Genomic DNA, 22,274 nt, shown 5'->3' with positions numbered 1-22,274 from the left:
GTATTAATATATTTTTGTGGTAAATTACCACAGCTATCAGTAGAATATTGTCTTAAACTACTATCCAGAAGTTTCAAGTAGGTTAAGGGGATCGTTCATTTTGCTTTGAAAATTAGATTTATAATAGAAAGAGAGTGTTAATATGGGCCGTAAATGGAATAATATTAAAGATAAGAAAGCATCAAAAGATGCGAATACAAGTCGTATTTACGCAAAATTTGGCCGTGAAATTTATGTAGCAGCTAGACAAGGTGAACCGAATCCGGATTCAAATCAAACTTTAAAATTTGTGCTTGAACGTGCCAAAACATATAATGTACCAAAACACATCATCGATCGAGCAATTGAAAAAGCAAAAGGCGGATCGGATGAAACCTATGATGAACTTCGATACGAAGGCTTTGGACCTAGCGGTTCAATGGTTATTGTTGATGCTCTAACGAATAACGTAAATCGTACTGCTTCAGAGGTGCGTGCTGCTTTTGGAAAAAATGGAGGTAACATGGGAGTAAGTGGCTCTGTAGCTTATATGTTTGATGCCACGGCTGTTATTGGTATTGAAGGTAAAACAGCAGATGAAGTGCTTGAATTATTAATGGAAGCTGACATAGACGTTCGTGACATTATCGAAGAGGACGATTCCGTAATCGTATATGCAGAACCTGACCAGTTTCATTCCGTTCAGGAGGCTTTAAGAAGTGCTGGTATTACCGAATTTACTGTCGCTGAACTAACGATGCTTGCACAAAATGATATTAAACTTCCTGAAGAAGCACAAGCACAATTTGAGAAGATGATCGATGCTTTAGAAGATTTAGAGGATGTTCAACAAGTGTATCACAATGTGGACTTAGAAGATTAATACAATAAACGCTGACTCATTAGAGGGGTTTAGCTCACTGGAATTTCGGCACATTATTAAGCTTAATGTAATACCAGATGACCTGCACCCCTTTCATTGATTCAGCTTTTTTATTGTAAGATTGAATTTAATTGAATTCTGCTATATCGTCGTGCAACACTAACAGAGCTTCGATTCATCTTTTGTCCTATCTCTGCAAAAGAAAGGTTTTTATTGTTACGTAATTCCAAAAGCAATCGATCCTCCATTGTTGTCCAATATTTATAAACTCTCTTCTTACACACAAATTGGTCTTTTTGTCTTTCGTCTTCTACCCAAGCAGGCTCAGGTATTATGACACGTGGTTCAATGTTAGAAAACTGAACCTTATCTTTATGTTTTTCAGCCCACTTCCAGAAGTCTTTTGGATTAATTAAATAAAAAGCTTTTGACCTTCTAGTTATTTTTTTTACGCAGGATAAACCGTGCCTTTCTACCCAGCCTTTTACAGTATTACGTTCCACCTTCAAAAGCTTTGCCAATTCACCAATTGTTAATAATCCTGTTTGTGCTTTTGTATTTGACATTCCAAGTCTATTCATCTTTACTCTTACAGATTCATAAGAGCGACCCATCGATTCAGCAATCATCGTAATTTTTTGAGATCCTATATATTCTTTTAAGTAATCTATGTCTGCAACATCCCATTCCTTCCTCAACTTTCTCCTTATCCTCCTTCTATAAAACAACATCACTATCGAACAAAACTAGCCTTTAATATTGTTATATCCGAAACTCATTTTCTCAGGCATCCCTAAATAAAAGCCTTGTCCCATATCAATTCCAAGTTGTTTTGCAATATGTAGGGTTTCTTCATTTTCTATCCCTTCCAAAATTAATTGGATGTTGTTTAATTTACAGTAAAATAATAATGCACTAATCCAATCCTGTTTTTTTGTAGATATCGCTAAATCCTTTGAATATTGGCGGTCCAATTTAAGAAAATTAACATTTAGTTCTACTATATATGTTAACCCCATTTCCCCTTTGCCAATATCATCAAGAGCAATTAAAAATCCCATTTTTCTAAGATCGTTGATTCCCCTTTTTAACAATGCAATATCGTTAATATTTTCTGCCTCATTAAGTTCAAATACAATTCGTTCACTATTTATTTTTCTATTTTCAAGCAAGCCCTCAACAAATGGAATGAATGAGTGATTTTTTATTGTTGAAGGGAAAACATTTAAAAATAATAATTGGTCATTAAATGCTGCTGCAGAATGAATTGCATTCATTATTGACAACGTATCTAACTCATAAAGTTTATTATTTCTTTTTGCCTCTTGAAAAATATAATCTGGAGTACCAAACTGTGTCCTTAAAAGGAGTTCCCCACCTGTCTGCTCGTTACTTCTTAAATTAAAAATTGGTTGACAATAGTGTTCAAATAAGTTCTCATCGATTACTCTATTTAACACACTTTGAGACATTTTCTCCCCCCCTTACATACATAGCTAGTACCCCTTAGTGACCCTAAACTAAGTAGTCTTTACAAAAGACCCTGCATTTTAGGTAAAAAAAATCCAACCTTCATTCTGTTGGATTTTTTTGAATGAGGTAACCCGGCTATCATTGGTATTAATACCTTTAGACCCGTAGCTTTGCGTCCCAACCTTTCGATTGGTTTGCCTTTAACACATAATATATAGTTTTTATTTATATCGACTATCTGCTGTTGAAAAGCGGTAGTCGATACAAAAGATTATTTCTACTTAATCTAAATTCTGAATCTAGCTGCTAATTGACTTAAACCTTCAGCCATTTTCGCTAAATCTTGGGCAGTAGCAGCCGTCTCTTGAACACCTGCAGCAGTTTGTTCAGATACTGCAGCAATACTTTCTACTGACTGTAACACCTCTTGGGATTGTGCATTTTGTTCTTCGCTAGCTGCAGCAATCTCTCCAACCTTATTAGCTGAAAGCTTTACTAAAGAAATAATTTCTTCAAAAGCCTTTCCTGCATGATTGGCCTTCTCATTTCCATTATGAACAGCCTCAACTGATGCATCTGTATTAGATTGAATCGATTGAATTAATTCTGAGATTTCTTTAGTTGCTTTACTGCTTCGTTCTGCTAACTTACGAACTTCATCGGCAACAACTGCAAATCCCTTTCCAGCCTCACCTGCACGCGCTGCTTCTATAGCAGCATTTAGTGCAAGTAAATTTGTTTGCTCCGCTATATCATCAATGACCTCGACAATTTCACCAATTTGAATGGATTTACTAGATAGCTCTGAAATCTTTTCACTGATTTCATTCATTCCTTGCAACGTATCTTGGATTACTTCATTTCCTTTTGCCGCTGAAGCTACCATTTCTTCCGATGAATCTGCTGATTCCTCAGCATTAACAGACACGGCATGAATTGCATTAACCATTTCTTTAACCATTTCTGAAGCCAAGCTTGCACTGTTTGCTTGCATTTGGCTACCAGAAGCGATTTCTTCAGTGCTAGCTGAAATTTCCTCTGAGCTTGCGGCTAAATTATTGGCACTTTCCAATAATTCTCCTATTAAAACACGTAACGATGAAACCATATCATTAATTGCTTTAGCTAATTGGCCAACCTCATCCTTTGTTTTGACCACAATTTTATCACCTGTTAAATCGCCTTCCGCCACTTTCTTTAAACGACGAACAATTTCCAAAATTGGTCCTGTAATCTTATGAGCTAACACAAATGCAACAACAACCCCAATTGCAACGGCAATGACACTAATTAATACCGTAATAAACATAATTGTATTTCCTGTTTCTACTACTTGCTCTCTTAAGGACCTCATATATGCTCTACTTTCGTCCGCTGCACCTTGGAAGTCACTCGTTAATTCTGTTGTAAGGTCCTTTATTATTGCAGCGTTTGCAATCGCTTCTTCTGGATCCTCTTGATACATTTCAAACAATCCTTGAGCAGACATATACCATTCTTCTGTTTTTGCAAAAATAGCCTCTTGTTCTGCCGTGATATTTCGTGCCATTAAATCCTCTTGGACAATTCTACCAGCTTCTGTCAATCTTTCAAATTCTTCAATACTGTCCTCATTTCCGTATAAGAAATAAGCACGAACTTGAGCTGTCCGATTGGCCAAATTATTGTTTAACTCCATCCAATAAACAAGCTTTTCTAATTCAATCCCTAGTGCATCTTCAACCTTCGTTTTAAAATTATTAGTTTGAATATAGTTATATATAGTTAATAGTAATAGCAATGATAGGATAATCGCAAAACTCCCCAGTATTTTGCTTCGCAAGCTTTTCATCATTTATGTCCCCCTTTTAAATTTCTACAAGCTGCTGCTTAGTCTCTTCTACGATATTTGTTAATAGTTTTAATTCTTGAATGTCTAAAATTAGATCCAAATCTAGTAAAATAATTAATCTATCATTTAAGTTGCTAATATTTTTAATAAATTTAGCATCAACTTGGCTCGTATTATCTGGTGGTGCTTCAATTGTTCTTACCGGTACTTTAATAACCTGAGTGACTTGGTCAACTAAAATCCCAACTAATTGATTTGCAAACTCCACAACCATAATCCTCGATTTCCGATCTAGCTCCTGTTGAACAATATCAAACCGTTGTCTTAAATCCATAACAGGAATAAGCCTTCCGCGCAAATTGATCATTCCTAATACCGAGTATGGCGCATTAATTACTTTTGTTATTTCCGGAACTGTAATGATATCCTTCACACGGTCGATTTCAACTCCGTATTCCTCAGCACCCAGTTTAAATGTTGCAAGTTGAATAACTTCATCTTCACTACTTATTTCCTTATGGTCATACTCCTGATTTCCTAATTCTTTTGTTCCTTCCTCTCGAACAATCGAACCAATGTCTAGGATAAGGGCAACACTACCATCCCCCATAATAGTTGCACCTGCTATATATTTTGGTTGACCTATATATTTCCCTAAAGGTTTTATTACAATTTCTTGATTTCCTAATGTTCGATCAACAACAATTCCTACTCGTTTTTCAGCTAAACCAACGACAACAACAAATAAACGTTTTTTCTCATTTAAATTATTTTCCTGTGCACCTAGACGGCTATGCATACGGATGAGTGGAAGTACTCGATCACGAATAATACCTACTTCTTGATTCTTAATGGACTTCACTTCATCCTTATTCAGTCGGACAATCTCTTGAACGTTAGCAAGAGGAATTGCAAACTCCCGATCTCCTAATTCCACTAACAAGGAGCGAATAATCGCAAGAGTGAGAGGAAGCTTAATTGTAAACGTCGTTCCTTCTCCCAACTTTGAATCAATATCGACCATACCATTAAGCTTTTCAATATGGCTGCGGACAATATCCATACCCACACCACGACCAGAAATATCGGTGATTTGTTTAGCCGTTGAGACACCCGACTTAAAGATCAAGAATATTAAATCCTTATCTGTCATTCTCTCAACGTCTTCTTCGGTTACATACCCTTTTTTCAGAGCAGTTGCTTTAACCTTTTCTGGATCAATACCGCGGCCATCATCAGTAATCGTGATAACAATATGATTCTCTTCGTGGGAAGCCTTTAATGTTACTCTTCCTTTTCTTGGCTTTCCTAAACGTTCTCTTTCTTCTGGCTCTTCAACGCCATGATCAAGCGAATTTCGCAACAAATGAATAATAGGATCGCCAATTTCCTCAATTAAATTCCGATCTAATTCTGTTTCTTTTCCCTCTATATTGAAATCAATTTCCTTCCCGGCCTTTTGACATAAATCGCGAACCATTCTTGGGAAACGATTGAATAGCTGTTCAATTGGAAGCATTCTTGTTTTCATCATACCTTCTTGCAGCTCGCTAATAACTTGCCCAATATGATTTCCAACTTCACTAAACTGCTCAATCTCAGGATCATTTTGATAGCGGTCTGCTAAACGGTTTCTCACATCCGCTAACCGTGTTTGATCAATGACGAGCTCCCCAACTAAATTCATCAAATGCTCTAGTCTTTCTACATCAACGCGAACTGTTTGTTGAACTTTAAATTTATTGCCTTCCGTTTTTCCATTTGTTTCAGGTTTTGCTCCTGATCCATTTTGTACTTTCTGTTCATTTGAAGCAGAAGTTTCCTGACCCGTCGATTCATTTTTTGTTGCTGTTTTATCGTCATTGCATAAAAATTCATTAAGACTATCTTCAGAAATATTTGTAAGTTGAACAGACTGAATATCCGCAATACTATTAACAATTGAATTAATTTCTTCATTTGCCGAATTGGTTACTATAATATAGGTTAGCTGGCCATCAAAGTTTTCATCGTTTTCTATCACTTCATTTTCTGGAAAGGAACCTATTAATTCACTGACCTCAAGTAAGTTATTTTGAATTAAAAACGCTCGTACTGATTTAAGTAGTGCTTCAGGATTTAAACTCACATGAACAGATATAACGTTCAATCCTGAGTAAATCGCTTCTTTCATTTTTTCAATTTGACTTAAATCTAAATTAAGAGTAGGATTCACACCATTTGAGGTAGAATTAGGCGTTTTGCTATGTTCTTTTGGATCTAATTCCACATTATTTTCTTTTTCCACCTCAACTGTAGTTGTGCCATTTTTTATATTCTCTAACTTTTCCACAACTGGACTAATTTCAATTTCTTCGAGAGACCCAGATATAATTCCATCCTTTAATACTTTTATAAAATCAATAGACTCAAAGATGACGTTGATAATATTTGTATTCACCTGCAATTGCTGATTTCTGATGAGGTCAAAAACATTTTCAACCTTATGAGTAAGCTCTTTCATTTTTTCAAAGCCCATCGCTGCCGATGACCCTTTTAATGTATGGGCTGCCCGAAAAATAGCCTGAATTGTATCAAGGTTACTACTGTCTTGCTCTAAATCAAGCACTTTTTCATCTAATATTTGCAGCTGTTCATCTAATTCATCTAAAAAGGCAGATAAATAACTAGAAAGATCAAAATCACTCAACACCGTTCACCTCCAATTCATATTCAGGATATAGTACCTTTTGAATATTTAATATGCCGATTAATTGGCCGTTTACTTTTGCAAATCCACGATAGCAATCCTTCTCTAAGGAGTTAAACATCTCTAGCGTTTGTTCTATATCCTTTTCTTCTACATCAATGACCATCGTCACTTCATCAACAATTAAGCCAATATCTTCTCCTTCATTCTGTACGATGACCATACGTGTCTTTTTGGTTATTTCTAGATCAGACATGTTATACCTTTTATGTAAATCAATAACAGGTATGATTTTACCCCGCAAATTTATCATTCCAGGGATATAGTCTTTAACTCCAGGAACATTAGAAATAGTTTGCATGCGGATAATTTCGATAACTTCTTCAATAGCTAAAGCTGAAAGCTTATCTTGAATGGTAAAGACAACATATTGGCCCGCTTTTATATTTTTTGGATTTTCCATCTAATCACCCCTTATCATTTTCGTTTTTTAAATTTTCGGGCAATTTTCTATATCTTAAATATAAATTTTCTATCTAAATATGCACTATCAGGGAATTCCCTATTAATCTACAAAAATTCCCTAGTTTTGATATTTTTTTACAGTTGCACGTTTGTTATTTATGTTAAAAGTTAAAAAAAAAGAGACGATTCCCATGCTCCTAAAAAGAAACACAAGAACCGTCCCCTTATTTATAACTATTAATGCTGAATATACTCTTCTTTCATAATAGTAGAATAAAACACTAAAAACTGTTTAAAAAATGGATGGTGAATTTTGCCCTTTGCTTGCCTTTGCATAGACTCAGCAGCAGGAATAATATAGTTCAAACCAATCTTTTCTTCTAAACTAGAAAGTTGATTCATTAATTCATAATCCTTATTTTGATAGGCTTTAATCTTTTCCTGCTGAACAGCACCGATAAAAGCGGTTAAACATCCAATATGGTCAGGATAAAGCTCAACATCCAATGGAAAATAGAATCCCATATTTTCATAAGCTCCGATTAAACAAAGAAGGTTTTTCTTTCTTTCTTCCGGATCCGTGCTTTGGTCCATGTAGGATGAGAAGTAAGGGGATACAAAATAATCCCCAGGGATAGAAAAATAATTTTCATGCCATAGCTTCACATTCTCCCGATTGTAATTGATGTGAAATGGGAAGTGTTTCTCCAAATTCTTATCCATACTTTGAAAAATCTCCTCATAACGATCCCAATCCCCTAACCAAACTGTAGTAAGGATATTTGTTAATGCTAGTTTCCCATATTGTTCCTCTTTTGTTTTGTTCATAGTTATCACCTTTTTTTAAACTTTTTCAATGTCAACGAATATATCCTGCTGTGCTGCTCCGCCAATAATCGGATCTGCTAAGAAGCCTTCAAAATAACTATCATCCAAATCCATTAATGCATTTACTAAGAACCCTTTTCCTCTTCCGTTATAATAACCTGCCTCTTCATGTAACGGTCGATTAAATTCAAACGGAGTATGTCCATACCCTTCAACTGGTTTTATTGTTTTCCCGTCAATCGTCTCTTCTTGCACTCCAAAACCAAAATGTCCAAAGCTAAAATTAGCCCCAACGACTCCTGGTTTAATTCCAGGCGTAACAAAGACTTTCGCTTTCACTTTTGCGCTATTTGAAGTGATATAAACGGTATCCTCCGTTTTTATCCCCTTGTTTTTAGCATCTATAGGGTTCACCCATAAATAATTTTCATTACGGACTTCTCGCAGCCATGCGTTCCCACCAGTACGATGAGTCGTCATATTTCTTGATTTCCAGTTAATGAACTGGAATGGTTTATTTGGTTTGTAAACCTCACCATTATATTGTCTAATCTCGTCAGCAATAGGGACACCTTCAAAGAACTTTCCTGTATATGCACTCTTAAACCCAGCGGCCTTATCATCATAGAAATGAGCTGTACTTGCAAGTTGATATTTAATATGTTGACCTACATGCTCATCACCTGATGCTTCAAAGCGTCCACCACGATTAAGAACGTAAACAACCTTTTTCCACTCTTCTGGCTTGACGGCATTTTTCAATTTATTGATATCAAAATATTTTCCAAGTGCTAGTTTTCTAGCTTTTTCAAAAATAGCTAGCTCTTCAGCACTTGCGTCCTTTACTGGCTTTGGTCCATCGAATGCAACATTGGCTATCATTTTAAGATAGTAATCCTCCGGGCTATTAATGGACGATCCATCAACCAACGCCTTGTCTCCAACACCTGGTAGCCCCATTCCCTTTAACAAATCGATATATACTTGCTCTGTTTGTCGTCCATCCGGTACAACGCGGGTTACTGGTTGAATCACGCCAGCGAATTTATATTTCAATAACGGGAAGATATCTTCTTTATTCCAGCTTTCTAAATACGATAAATCAGGTAGTATATAGTCAGCGTATTTAGAGGTTTCGCCAATAACGATATCCGACGACACAACAAGTTCGATTACTTTCGGATCTTTAATAAATTTCATTTGCATGTCTGACCGTGGTGCCGATGCAATTGGTGATGTCCGGTTAATTAAAAGTGCTCTTAACTTATATGGATAACCTTCAGCGGCACTTGGCAATACTTCTTGAATTAAGTTATTACCTAATGGATACCAAGGACGTTTTGCCGGATATCCATCCTTTGCAAATAGAGATGTCTTTTCATAAGGTATTCTTTGTCGTGTAACATGAATACCCCATGATATATTTGGATTCGGTACTTTTAGTAAATCATAACGACCTTCTGTTTGTTTATATTTTGCACCTAGCTTCGTATCTCCGCCAACCCAATCGTGGTTTCCGATAAGATGATTAAGCATATTAATTGCTCTAGCATTATAATAGCCGTTTGCATGCATCGCTGGTCCACGGTAAGCATGAATCCCTGCCTTTTTGCCGTGCGAAGTAAATTCTTTAGCAAGCTGAACAATTTGCTCGACAGGTACGTCACACATTTTCGAATACTGCTCAAAGCTTTTCTCCAATGTTTTTTCTTTGAATATAGTGAATACAGACTTTACATTTATACCATTAACTGTTGTATTTACTTCTAAATCACCATTTTTTGCTTTTGAATGCAAAACGGCATTACCATTCTCCAATACAACGAACTCTTGATCCCCTAATCCTAAATCCTTTGCTCTTAAGAATGGTCTTTTCGGATCACTTACATTTACTAGATAAGTAGCATCACTCCATGTTGGCTCATCATCTAAGTTTGCGGCCTGTTGGTTTGGGTTTCGCAAATACGTTTCATCATAACGATTATTTTCAATGATCCAACGGCACATTGCAAGGGCCAAGGCCCCATCTCCACCTGGCTTAATTGGAATCCACGTGTGAGCTTTCTCTGCTGTTTTACTATATCGAGGATCAATCACCACCATTTTCATCCCACGATCAATTGCATTTGTTATTTGCGGTGCAAACACAGTTGGGCCACGATTTGCTGTTAATGGATTGGCACCCCAAACTAAAACGAATTCAACCTTTTCGTAATCAGGAATAACCCGTTTTTTCTGCTTTGTGGCATCATGAGAGCGAACGTTACCGATGGCACTATTAACTCCACATACTCCACCATGATCATAGTAATTGATAGTTCCTAAGCTATTATTAGCAAGACGTAAAATGAAATCCCTTCTACTTCCAGACATAATCGCAATTTGGTTTGATTTTGGTCCGAAATCAGGATGCTTTGTATCGATTAATACATCCTTATATTTTTTGTCGAAATCAGCTTGTGTCATTTCGCCAGCTTTCACTTTTTCCCAGTCAGCCATAACACCTTCTTGAGGAACATACTTCCATATTTCTTTTAACCCTGGTGTTTTTAAATCTGAACTTCCTTCTAAAATTTCTTTATAAGCTTGCTCCCAAGTAATAGTTTTCCAAACACCACTTCCTCGGTCACCAACCCGTTTCAACGGATGTTGGACACGATAAGCGTCATAAGCAGTTTGAATGCCTGCCTGTCCCTTTAAGCATGTCCGTCCACCACGGAATCCTCTACCTGATTTGGCAACGTCTCCAGTTCCTTTTACAGCAAGTTCAATCGGAGTATCATAGTTGATATGTCCATACGGAATCATGTTCATTGGACTATACTGATTCCCAGCAATTTTTCGAACGATTGATGTATATGCACCGCCGGCACTACCAGCTACGACATAAGCTTTAATCGTACAAGTCGTATTACATTGCTGACAAGATGTGAAAATTACATTTTCCGCCGTATAATCTTGGTAGCTTGTTCCGATTCCATGCTCATCATCAAGAAAAACATTGTTACTTATAACTTGTTTAACTGGGCCAATAAAAGCCGGCCCTACAAATGCGATCGCACCAAGTGTTCCTAATGCTTTTAAAAAGCCACGTCTATCCATATTTTTATTTCCCATTGTTAGTCACCTCATTTGTATGAGCTTCTGATTCCTCAATCGGCAGCATTTTTTCACCAAAGGAGTAAATTAATAAACCCATTGCTACAACACCTGCACTTATAATCCATTCACTAAATGTCGGATAATACTGCCCCCATGGCAATTCATGAAAAAGTGGGACAACTTGTGCTGGTACAACGATATTAAAGCGAACACCAATAATTCCTATTACAATTAAAACCGCCGCAGTCAATAAGGCGTTGACTGATTGATTTGTCTTATTCCAAAATACAATCGTAAGTGGAATCACTGCTCCCAAAAACATTTGTACAATCCAGAAGGACCAAGCAAAATCACTAGCCATCATCGTTCCTAAATAATCTAAGTGATGTTCCTCCAAACCATACCAGCCTGTCAAATACTCATAAAATTGCAGACCAAGGTCAATTATTAAAAATCCTGCCATTAACTTGGCTAATGACTGAACCATTCCTTGATCAATCTCTTGTTTCATTACTTTCCTCTTAATGACATACATCGCTAATAATAGCGCTGTGCCTGAAACCATCGCTGATACAACGAAAATAATTGGGAAAATCGCCGTATTCCAGGCAGCCCGAGCCTTTACCATTGCAAAAATTGTACCTGTTCCACCATGAACACCTAAGATCGCAATTGGAATTCCAATTGTCCCTAAAACCTTCATCCAAAAGTGATCTCTTTTCTTTGTAAGCTCATTGATCGTTGCATTTTTAAACGTAATCAGTCTTGCAACTTTCCCTTTTAACGAATTCTCTTTTGCAAGCTTAACTAAGTCTTCACGCATCGCAATGTAAAGCTCAACACTTAATAAAACAATATATACTATATAAAAATGGACCTCCCACGCAAGCATCGATGTTACATTCCAATAAATCACAGCATTTAGCGCTCTAAATGGTTGCCCTAAATCCAATAAGACAAATGTTAACGCAACGATCATACAAACAATTGCTGTAAACAACGCTGCTTTCCCGACTCGTTCATATTCCTCCATTCCGAATACGTAAATTAAAGTCGATAATAAAAACGAGCCTGCACTTAAACCAACAAAGAAAATATAAAAGGCTATCCATGCACCCCATGGTGTAATGCTTGAAAGGTTCGTTACATCCAATCCAGATATAAAACGATTAACAATGAAATAGCCTCCGATTGCAAACACAATAAATAGAAATGCAATCCAAATTTTAAAAATGGGAGAACTTGTAGTTTTCACGTGCTGTCTCCTATCCAAAGCTACATTTGACATATATAAATCCCTCCTATCGTAAATAAATCACACTAGGCTTATTCCCTAATTCTTCTTTTAAACGGAAAGCTCTTGGACTTGCAGCTAATTTAGCGACAACACTATTTGGATCATTAATATCTCCGAAATAACGAGCATCACCAATGCAAGTTTCGACACAAGCAGGCTCTTCGCCACGCTCTAAGCGGTGGTAACAGAAGCTGCATTTCCGAACCGTACCAATTGGTGTTTTCCCCTTTTTCCGTTCGCCTCGCTCTGTTCCATATTCTGGACTTGTCACATCATTATAACCAACCATTTCTTGTTCATAGCTTTCACCAAAGTCGAAGGAACGTGCTCCATATGGACATGCAATGATACAATAACGGCACCCAATACAACGGTCATTATCAATTGTGACAATGCCATTTTTCAATTTATACGTTGCTCTTGTCGGACAAACCTGTACACATGATGGTTTGTCACACTGCATACATGGTCTTGGGAGATTAAGAGATTTTATATTTGGAAAATCCCCTTCTAATTGCTCCATAACCACGTTATAAGAAATCCCTGGCGGTGTTCGATTTTCTGCTTTACAGGAAACAGTACACGTATCACAGCCAACACATTTTTTTAAGTCAATCACCATAACCCATTTCGGACCTGTTTTCTCTTTAGTATTCTCATCTGGTCCAGATGCATAATGAGTGCCGAACTCTTTCAAAAGTGAAGCAGAATAAATTTTATGGAAATCCTCAATTGCTAAGCTTCCCTTTATGACCTTCCTAGCATCCCTTGCCATATTTAAACCAAGCTGTGTGTCAAATGGAGAATCAGCTAGTTCTTTTTCAGCATTAGGTAAAATTCCATTAATCATTTTACTGTACACTGCTGGTGATGTTTCTTTATTGAAAAATCCCATTTTTATCACCTCTTTTTCCTAATTCAACGTAATTTTTTCTTCCTTAGTTTCATGAATTTCCTCTGGAATATCACTAGTTAGCTCTCTTGCTGATTTTTTAAATTCTCTTAATGTTTGACCTGCTGCACTTCCAATTTCCGGCAGCTTTTTTGGTCCAAAAATGATAAGTGCTAATACGAGAATTAAAATTAACCCAGGAATACCAATGTTTGATAGCATTTCATTCACCCTTTTCTTTTTTATTCTCTCTATATTTTTTTATGCTTCGATATTTACTGTTGCAAGTTTCGTGCCAAGTTTTAAATTCGTAATAAAAAGTACGGATACTCTTAATTTTTAAGGCAAAAAAAGATGGACAAAAACTGTTGCGTTTTTGTCCATCTACTAAACCATGCCAATTTGTCATACTATGCCGAAAAGTCACTATGTCATTTTGTCAAACCTCTACTAATTCGTAATGTTCAATTTTCCGATATAAATTTCTCAAGCTTATTCCTAAAATCTCTGCAGCCTTTGTTTTATTCCATCCCGTTTTGTTTAATACATTTTTAATATGTGTTTTTTCTACTTCCTCTAAAGAGCATAAAGAATCGAACGTCAAACTTGGGCGAGATTGGTTTTCTTTTGCTTTTATTAATAAATCCTCTACTTCAATATAATTTGATGTTGCTAAAAGCAATCCTCGTTCAATAATATGGTGTAGCTCTCTGACATTACCAGGGAAATGATATTGTTTTAACGCCTCCATTGCTTCGTTTGATAACTTCTTTTGACTATGATTCATTTTCTTAAGGAAATACTCAATCAATAACGGAATATCATCCTTTCTTTCACGTAAAGGCGGAACCGTCAATCTTACTACATTTAAGCGGTAATATAAGTCTTCTCTAAAATTTCCGGCAGCAACTTCCTTTTCCAAATTACAATTTGTTGCTGCAACAATCCGTACTTTCACTTTGCGTTCTCTAACATCGCCAACCCTTCTAAATTCACCAGATTCAAGAAACCGAAGCAGTTTAACCTGAACGGGTAGTGGCATTTCCCCTAGTTCATCCAAAAATAACGTTCCCTCATTAGCCGTTTCCACTAAACCTTTTTTATCTTGATTCGCACCTGTAAATGCTCCTTTTACATGACCAAACAGTTCACTTTCCAGAAGTTGTTCTGGCAAAGCACCAGAGTTAATCGCAACGAATGGTTCGTCACAGCGTAAACTCCAATAATGTAATGCTTTTGCGAATAACTCCTTTCCTGTCCCACTTTCTCCATCAATCAGAACAGGAACTTCGCTATCAGCAATTCTTTTTGTTAGATTGATAACTTCGGTAAGAGTCTCGCTTTCTCCGATAATTTGAAACTCATTTTGTTGCTTAATAATTTTCCGCATACTTTCATTTTTTTCTTTTAAACTTTTATTATTGATCGCTTTATTAATCGTCAATTCTAGCTCCGTTAAATTATACGGTTTCGTTAAATAATCAAATGCACCTAATTTCATCGCTTCAATTGCAGTTTCTAACGTTCCATGACCTGTTAACATTAAGATTTCTGAATCTGGCTGAATTGTTTTTGTTTCTTTTAACAAAGTAATTCCATCCATTTTCGGAAGTCTAATATCATAAATCGCTACATCATAATAATTTTCCTTCAACAACACGAGTGCAGCTTCTGCACTTTCTGCGGAGTCCACTTTATAGCCATTCCTAGTTAGACGTTTGACTAGTAATTCTAGTAAATCCTTCTCATCATCAACAAGTAGGAGCCTTGTAGTTTGTATCATTTTTGTTTCTCCTCCTTAATTGGAATTCGAATCATGACGCTCGTACCTTTTTCTAGTTCGCTTTCAATTTCCATGCTACCACCGAATTGCTGGATAATCCCATAACAAACGGATAGTCCTAAACCAGTGCCTTTTCCGATTGGCTTTGTCGTATAAAAAGGATCAAAAACCTTTGTAAGTTTTTCTTCAGAAATTCCTGTGCCTGAATCTGTTACCGTTAACACAATCGTGTCAGTTTCCTTTTGCGCACTTATTGATAAAAGCCCCCCATTCTCCATCGCATCAACGGAATTATTAATAAGGTTTACAAGTACTTGCATCAATTTTAAACTGTCACCTAAAATCGTCGGCAAGTTTTGGTCAATATTCACATAAAGCTCGATATTCCCTTTTTTTAATGTATGTTCAACTAAATTTATGCTATTTTGAATCGTCTCATGAATATCAACCGAAGCAATCGTCCAATTTGATTTTCGTGAAAAATTTAATAGGTTGCTTGTTATTTTTTTGCATCGTTCTGTATTTTCAACAATTTTTTTCAAGTAATGATTCATTTCATCCACATTTAAATGTTCATCATTCTGCTTAATGCGATCATTTAAATCCTCTGCATACACATTTATAGTTGTTAATGGATTATTAACCTCATGCGCAAAGCCTGAAGCCATTAATCCTAACGCGGACAACTTATCGGTTTGAATAATTTTTTCCTCCATATTTTTTTGTTCGGTAATATCCTCAATGACTAGAAGAAACTCTCCTTCGCCTTCAATTGCATGGTTTAAAGGAAAGACGCGATGCTGAAATATTCGTTCTTCTCCGTTTGCTGTCCGCAGTTTGATCATTTTATTCCCAAAACTATCATCTTTAGTAGGAGTTGTAATCGGGCAATCGTGACAAGGTACCTCATAACCCCCGATACATGTATAGCATGGCAATGTTTGCTCATCTTCGTGCATCCATTTTTTTAATGTTGGATTCATCCATGTAATCATATAGTCTTTCGTTATTAGGGCAAGCCCTGCACCAATACCGTCAACAACGACCTTTAGTCTTTCTTTTTCCATTTCTAACTGAAGTGATTTTTGTTGCAGCTCTTCTGTCATTTTATTAAAAGACTCGGTTAGCTTTCCCATTTCATCATTTCGCTTTAATTTGATCGGATCTATACTATAGCCAAGCTGTAATTTTTTCATCGCATGATCTAGTAAAACAATCGGTTTTATAAAATAAAGACCAGCATAAATACTGATTAAACTAATTAGAAGGGTCGTTATAGCGACAGCCATAAGACCAATTTGGATCATTTTATTTATCGGGTCATAAGCTGTTTTCTTTGGCTGCTCCATTACTAATGTCCAATTTAAATCATCAATAATAGTTTGAACACTTAGCATGTCCTCTTTCATTTCGGTAGAATTTTTCTCCCATAGTTTACTATAATCTTGGTGAGCTATAACTCTACCATTTTGATCGACTAAGTATAAATAAGAAGAATCCTCCTGACGTAATGATGAAATTTGACCAATGATCTTTTGTAGCTGAATGACGACGCCAATCCCTTTTATTCCTTCATCAGTATGGAAAGGAATTGCAAGCTTCATGACGGGTTGTCCAAATGAATTAAATTCTACCTCTCCATATACTTGATCTTCTGTATGAAATGCATACCACATGTCGTCAGTAAACCATTTTTCCCCTTGGGCGCTAACATTTAATTGATACCGTGATACTCGTTCTTCAACGAATCCACGTTTATCCGTTATCACGATGTCTTCAATAAATTCGTTTTGCTGTAGCAATTCATAGAAACCTTTTTTTCCTTCTTGAAAGGTACTTATAGTCGAAAACATATGGAGTTGCTGAAACGTTTGGTTAAATTTCAGCTTAATTTCATTTGATAAATTTTCAGTCATCAGCTCTTGTTTATCAATAATTCGACCCTCTAAATCCTCTTTCACCTGTGTGTAATAAAAATAACTAATTAATAAAAGCGGAATCGTTGACATAATAACCCCAAACACAAGCACTTTATTTTTTATCGATTGGGGGTAAAACCAACGAGTGAATAGATTTCTTCTCATTAGTTGTTCTCCCCCTTTTCACGGGTATCAACAAATTCTGCTATATATATTAAATTTTGATTAATTTCGAGATTGTAATCCTCAACAACCTGCTTATTCACTAAAAACCGCAATGTGTCTGGTGGCTCAACAGGGAGCTGACTTGGTGAGTTTCCTTGAATTATCGAGCTAACAAAACGAGCCGCTTGATAGCCTTGATCATAAAAACTCGTTCCATAGCTTGCCATGTACCCGCTTTCTACTTCATGTTCATAAATCCCCATTACTGGAAGTTGGTGTTTTTGGGAAAAATTTACGATATCTTCAGTTATAGATTCAATTCGGTAACCCGGCAATATAAATAATGCGTCATTTGTTCCCACGTTTTTTTCTAGAATTTCTTTATAGTTTTCTTGTGATACATCGCATGGAATAACTTCAATAGCTAACAAATTCCCGGCATCAATTGTATTTTGTAAACTTAATTTACTGATTTCAATTTGCTGATCATAAATAGCAAAAACCCTATTTATGCTAGGAACAAGGTCACGAAGTAACTCTAACCGTTTCGCCGATAAGCTTGTGTGATAATTATTAATTCCTGTAAAATTACCACTAGGTGAACGGTAATCGTTTATGATTCCGACTTCCTTTGGAGCTGCAACACCAGCAAACACAACTGGAATGTTTGAATTTGCGCCTACAGTTTCAAGCTTGTTCTTCAACTCGACCGTTTCAATAGCACCTAATGTCACAATTAAATCTAACCCTTGATTGACAAGTTCATCTACTTGTTTCTGTAACTGAGTGCTATCATTGTTAGCATTTTTGACAACAAACGAAAACTCTTCTTCTTCATAACCTAAATCCGCTAAGCCTTCTCGTAAGCCAGTATATTTCTCATAGCGACTTTCTCCAATCATCAATACACCGATTTTATATGGTGAATCACTTTCGTTGCTTGCTAGATTGTTTAAAATAAAAGATACCGTAATAATGGTTAGGAAAAATAAATACCATTTCGTTTTCATAAGTATACTCCCCTATATTCATAGCCTTACTTCAACTATAACGAATTAACTTGTGTATTTATATATTTAGGATACATTTTTTTGGTATTTTAGAAAAATGTGGGGGATACTTTAATTTTAATGATTTTTATTCAGGTAATCTGCCAATACAATAATAAATCTCCTTCATAGTATGTATTATCTTACTTATGGAGGTGATTAAGTATGGGAGTTCTTCCTTGCGCTTGTAGTGCTACAGTTGATGCTTCAGGATCCCAAACTATTCCGATTGGTCCAATCAATGTTACATTAAATTTTGATGTTGATATCAATATTTGCCCAGATTGTACATTGGACAACAGTTTTGTTAATGCCTCTTTTTCTGCAAATATCCCAATAATTGGGGAAGTAACTGCTTCTTTTGAAGGGGAACCTGTTGGATTCCCGGTTTGTTTTGAGGACAACGGCGACCAAATACTAGAAGTAGATGTAGAGGGGAATTTAATCATTAATGGCGGGGGTCCAGATCTAGTTTCTTTTACATTAACACTGAATTCTAGTGGACAAGTATGTATTAATCTGCAAATAGGTCCAATCATGTTGCCTTGTTTATCAATACCAGTTGAGATTACTGCTTGTTAATCCAACCGAAACTTTATTCCTATGTGGAAATAACATCTCCTAGTAAGGGGTGTTGTTTCCAATTTTTATTTTTCACCTAAAATAAATTTTCAAAACAAAAAACCTTGCACACGCAAGGGTTCATCTAGCGGCCCCGAGAGGAGTCGAACCTCCGACGCACGGTTTAGGAATTTGATAATTAGTGTTTTTTGTAATTAAGTTCTGTTTGGAAAAGTTGATTTATTAAGGTTTTATAAGATTTCATCTTGGCTTAGTTTGGTGTTTTTGGGGACTGTTTTGTAAAGTTTGTTCCCAAATGGTTCCCAATTCGTTTCCGTTATTACTACTCAAAAATTTATTAACGTATCACTTGCCCATTAAATTACCTCATGCATTTGACAGTTACAGATCTGAATTTAAAATATATTGGATGAATAAGAAAAAATCCATTTTTATTATTGGTTAATCCTTGTTACTAATAATTTTATAAATATTTAAAAGTTCATTTCCAATAATTAAGAGCTGTCTTTTAAGGTCAACTATATCTTCTTCTGTTGTTGGTAGTGGACCAACTAAACCGCGTTCCAACAAAGTAACAAATACAAAATCATCAATTGAATTTTCTATTTTGTATATTGAGACCCTCAGGTCCTCCGGTAAAATTGAAATATACCTTCGGATAAATCCACTAATCACATAATCAAATTTCCCTTTAAATACTCTGTAACAAAAATCTTGATAGGACATTATTGTTTCATCATAATTCACATTGCTCAAATTGTTTTTATCAATAATTAAGGTTCTTACTGGTGCACTTCTAAATCCAGCACCAACATATTTATCTACATTACCAATAATATCATCAATTGCTTCTTTATGTTTTTTGAATATATCATTCATTTCTTCTTCAGAATAATGCAGCGGCTTTTTATATATGAAATTAATATAAACTACAGATAATTCACTAAATAAGTTAGAAAGCCTATTACCCATAATCTCATTTATAAGTCTTTCTTGCTCTTTTTTCTTTTGCATACTTCTTTTCTTATCTTGTGCTTTTTCGTGCCTTTTCATCAAGGTATCAATTAATAACACTGTAATTACGATATTTATCCCATCAGTTATTAAATTTATTACTATTCCATTAATAGTGTTATCGTCAAATCCGTTTAATAAGTATTGTTGCACTACCCCCAATATTATTAGAGTTATGAACGTCCCTATTACTATAGTTATTCTCATCTAACCAAACTTTCTTTTTTGGATTTTAAAAATTACTTCAACAGAAAATGATATTATCCTCCGCTTTAAAATTAAAAATTTAGAACTAATAATTGAAAAAAACTTTTAAACTAACGAGATACCTAATCTTTATTTTTATCAAACTAGTATAAAGTTTAATTTCGACACTTTCTGCATATACTATAAAAACTAACAAATATTAACTTATCTTTCCTAAGGAGGAACATTATGATTGTCACTACAGAACTACTTAACCTTATTCTTGTTTTTGGTACATTTATTTTAACTATCATCATGTCACTATTGACCTTTGGTATGTTTATTATAATGTTTATTGAGTTTATTAAGAATAGACCAAAAAAGAATAAAAAAGTTAAGCATCAAAAGGCTGCATAAAAGAGATTAAATCTTATTTTAATCATCTGTTATAATAATTGATATTGTTATAAACATCTCAAGAAAATTTATAAATAAAAATAAATCCAATATTCTCTCTACTAAATTTCTATATGTTTCTAATGGGTCTAATGTTGAATAGCAATGCCTTAAACTAGAAAAATTACAATAACAAAAAACGCCGTTTCTCACATTATAGGAGACGGCGTTTAGGTAGTTTCTTCAACTAATATGCATTAGTTAGTTATGTAGAATTTAAGTTATTGAGTATTGCTTTGTAACTTTGTCCGTTTAAAGCGGTTTGAGTAGCTAAACTTGAAAAAATGTCACATGCTTAGAAGCATTGTTATACATTGTGCGGGAAACTTCCACTTTGTATAACTTGAGGAATTTTTAATCCAAATTTGTTACATAAATATCTAGTCTGCTCTTCACTGAATTCTAATGTGTAGTTATGATTAAATTCATTCCAGCTAATTAAACTATCAATTGTCTGAAACTGAATACCTAACCTAACAATATACATAGAACCCAATCCCTTTGCACCTATTCTTGGATTATAGATATTATATAATGCATAAATTAGCCTGTTACACATCCATCGTTCATTAGTTTGTAGTCTATACTTATCATGAACAATAGCATTTCGTATCTTATATATTAACCAAATAGTTTTAAATGCAATATTTATAACTTGTGGTGGCATAACAAAATTTTCTTTAACTCTAAGATGCTCTTCTAATTTAGACATAAATGTAGGTCGTGATCCGGATTTAAATACTAATCCCTCTTTTTTCCCTTCTATGCCTAAATACTCAAAATAATTCTCAAGTGAAGTAATTCCTCTTCTAATACAATCATCTAAATTATATTTAAAATAACTAGTCATCGCATCAATATAATCTCTTATGAATATTTCATCGTTATAATCAACACCTGCTAAAGGAGGAAATCCCTCGATCGCAAATGGCCTATCAAATTCTTTTCCAGTCTTAATTGACTGATCTTCAACAAATAAATAATAAAAATCTAATAATGATATTGTATCAATAAGGGGATGAGCATCAGAATACTTGATTTTTAGCAATATTTCATTCACAAAAGGAATTACTTGATTTACAATTGCCCTAATATCCCTTAATATAAGCTTGTCCTCGCGGGCCAGAAAGGTTTCATCTCTTTCTATTTCAATTGAAATGCATAGACCTCTTGAGGTTTGCACTAATTCAATATTGAATTCTACTGATGTCAATTTCATGTCTGAAAAATATGCTGAACAACTTAGAAATCCATAAATTTTAAACTTCATTTACTTTTCCCCTCCCTGATTTAATAAACATGACGTATAATGTTTCCGATTTACGGTGCCGACAAACTTAACCATCAGAGCCTTTCCCATAGCAGCGCTTGCCACCCGAAACAACACAATTTGACTTTAGTAAGACAATGTTTAAGCCTCCTGAGTACCTTACCTTGATTATAAATTATCATACTCACATGATTTTAGACCTTTAGCTATTGAAGATAACTCATTATGATTTTGGAGTGTCACGTAGTCTTGATATAAAAGGGAATACAAATTTGATGAATTTAGAGCCTAAAACGTGGATTAAACTTATAATTCTTCGTAATTTTACAAGAAAACTGGACAATTTAACAAGCCTTCATGCTTAATTTACCAACTTTATTAGAGTACCCCTTCCTCTAAAAATATCCTGGA

The 22,274-nt window shown here is 35.2% G+C and carries 18 protein-coding genes and 1 riboswitch; of the genes, 3 read left to right on the top strand and 15 right to left on the bottom strand.

Annotated elements, in window-relative coordinates:
- Positions 1-142 precede the first annotated feature (142 nt).
- The gene (locus tag D612_RS0117560) at positions 143-862 is read left to right on the top strand and encodes a YebC/PmpR family DNA-binding transcriptional regulator (RefSeq protein ID WP_017756816.1); all 720 of its coding nucleotides are present in this window, start codon (positions 143-145) and stop codon (positions 860-862) included.
- Between the two features lie 110 nt (positions 863-972).
- Here D612_RS0117560 and D612_RS0117555 read toward each other — a convergent pair whose 3' ends face one another.
- From D612_RS0117555 to D612_RS0117495, 13 genes are all read right to left on the bottom strand, one after another.
- A complete protein-coding gene (locus D612_RS0117555) occupies positions 973-1,560 on the bottom strand; it encodes a helix-turn-helix domain-containing protein (RefSeq protein ID WP_017756815.1) in 588 nt (195 codons plus the stop codon).
- Positions 1,561-1,608: 48 nt separating this feature from the next.
- Positions 1,609-2,334 carry an EAL domain-containing protein gene (locus D612_RS0117550; RefSeq protein WP_017756814.1) on the bottom strand — a complete coding sequence of 242 codons (726 nt, stop codon included), beginning with the start codon at positions 2,332-2,334 and terminating at the stop codon, positions 1,609-1,611.
- A 123-nt stretch (positions 2,335-2,457) separates the two neighbouring features.
- A riboswitch (cyclic di-GMP riboswitch) is annotated at positions 2,458-2,544 on the bottom strand.
- Between the two features lie 77 nt (positions 2,545-2,621).
- Complete coding sequence (locus tag D612_RS0117545; RefSeq protein ID WP_017756813.1) at positions 2,622-4,169, bottom strand: methyl-accepting chemotaxis protein; 1,548 nt, start codon at positions 4,167-4,169, stop codon at positions 2,622-2,624.
- A 13-nt stretch (positions 4,170-4,182) separates the two neighbouring features.
- Positions 4,183-6,855 carry a chemotaxis protein CheW gene (locus tag D612_RS0117540; protein WP_017756812.1) on the bottom strand — a complete coding sequence of 891 codons (2,673 nt, stop codon included), beginning with the start codon at positions 6,853-6,855 and terminating at the stop codon, positions 4,183-4,185.
- Positions 6,848-7,318, bottom strand: a complete 471-nt coding sequence (locus D612_RS0117535; RefSeq protein WP_017756811.1) for a chemotaxis protein CheW — start codon at positions 7,316-7,318, stop codon at positions 6,848-6,850. The genes D612_RS0117540 and D612_RS0117535 overlap by 8 nt, the downstream gene beginning before the upstream one ends.
- A 239-nt stretch (positions 7,319-7,557) precedes the next feature.
- Complete coding sequence (locus D612_RS0117530) at positions 7,558-8,148, bottom strand: molecular chaperone TorD family protein (protein ID WP_017756810.1); 591 nt, start codon at positions 8,146-8,148, stop codon at positions 7,558-7,560.
- Positions 8,149-8,163: 15 nt separating this feature from the next.
- The gene (locus D612_RS0117525) at positions 8,164-11,265 is read right to left on the bottom strand and encodes a molybdopterin-dependent oxidoreductase (RefSeq protein WP_017756809.1); all 3,102 of its coding nucleotides are present in this window, start codon (positions 11,263-11,265) and stop codon (positions 8,164-8,166) included.
- On the bottom strand, positions 11,255-12,538 hold the full coding sequence (nrfD, locus tag D612_RS0117520; RefSeq protein WP_017756808.1) for an NrfD/PsrC family molybdoenzyme membrane anchor subunit: 1,284 nt from the start codon (positions 12,536-12,538) through the stop codon (positions 11,255-11,257). The genes D612_RS0117525 and nrfD overlap by 11 nt, the downstream gene beginning before the upstream one ends.
- A 13-nt stretch (positions 12,539-12,551) precedes the next feature.
- Positions 12,552-13,442 (bottom strand): 4Fe-4S dicluster domain-containing protein, encoded by an 891-nt coding sequence (locus tag D612_RS0117515; RefSeq protein WP_017756807.1) that lies wholly within the window; start codon positions 13,440-13,442, stop codon positions 12,552-12,554.
- Positions 13,443-13,460: 18 nt separating this feature from the next.
- Positions 13,461-13,661 (bottom strand): twin-arginine translocase TatA/TatE family subunit, encoded by a 201-nt coding sequence (gene tatA, locus D612_RS0117510; RefSeq protein ID WP_017756806.1) that lies wholly within the window; start codon positions 13,659-13,661, stop codon positions 13,461-13,463.
- 217 nt (positions 13,662-13,878) lie between these two features.
- Complete coding sequence (locus tag D612_RS0117505; RefSeq protein WP_017756805.1) at positions 13,879-15,222, bottom strand: sigma-54-dependent transcriptional regulator; 1,344 nt, start codon at positions 15,220-15,222, stop codon at positions 13,879-13,881.
- On the bottom strand, positions 15,219-17,306 hold the full coding sequence (locus D612_RS0117500; RefSeq protein WP_017756804.1) for an ATP-binding protein: 2,088 nt from the start codon (positions 17,304-17,306) through the stop codon (positions 15,219-15,221). Before D612_RS0117500 ends, D612_RS0117505 begins: the two co-directional genes overlap by 4 nt.
- Positions 17,306-18,316: an ABC transporter substrate-binding protein gene (locus D612_RS0117495; RefSeq protein WP_017756803.1), complete on the bottom strand. Its 1,011-nt coding sequence runs from the start codon at positions 18,314-18,316 to the stop codon at positions 17,306-17,308. Before D612_RS0117495 ends, D612_RS0117500 begins: the two co-directional genes overlap by 1 nt.
- A 204-nt stretch (positions 18,317-18,520) precedes the next feature.
- Here D612_RS0117495 and D612_RS0117490 point away from each other — a divergent pair, with 204 nt between their 5' ends.
- The gene (locus D612_RS0117490; RefSeq protein ID WP_017756802.1) at positions 18,521-18,937 is read left to right on the top strand and encodes a hypothetical protein; all 417 of its coding nucleotides are present in this window, start codon (positions 18,521-18,523) and stop codon (positions 18,935-18,937) included.
- Positions 18,938-19,378: 441 nt separating this feature from the next.
- Here D612_RS0117490 and D612_RS0117485 read toward each other — a convergent pair whose 3' ends face one another.
- A complete protein-coding gene (locus D612_RS0117485) occupies positions 19,379-20,104 on the bottom strand; it encodes a hypothetical protein (protein ID WP_017756801.1) in 726 nt (241 codons plus the stop codon).
- A 282-nt stretch (positions 20,105-20,386) separates the two neighbouring features.
- On the opposite strand from D612_RS0117485, the gene D612_RS19610 reads away from it, so the two are divergent.
- Entirely contained in the window at positions 20,387-20,554 is a 168-nt protein-coding gene (locus D612_RS19610) for a hypothetical protein (RefSeq protein WP_017756800.1), read from the top strand.
- A gap of 346 nt (positions 20,555-20,900) precedes the next feature.
- On the opposite strand, the gene D612_RS0117475 is transcribed toward D612_RS19610, so the two are convergent.
- A complete protein-coding gene (locus D612_RS0117475) occupies positions 20,901-21,863 on the bottom strand; it encodes a hypothetical protein (RefSeq protein ID WP_017756799.1) in 963 nt (320 codons plus the stop codon).
- Between the last annotated feature and the right edge of the window lie 411 nt (positions 21,864-22,274).

This window comes from Calidifontibacillus oryziterrae (assembly GCF_000331575.1).
Taxonomy (GTDB): Bacteria; Bacillota; Bacilli; order Bacillales; family Bacillaceae_J; genus Calidifontibacillus_A; species Calidifontibacillus_A oryziterrae.
The sequence above is the reverse complement of the archived record's forward strand: the minus strand, read 5'-3'. Positions and strand labels throughout refer to the sequence as shown.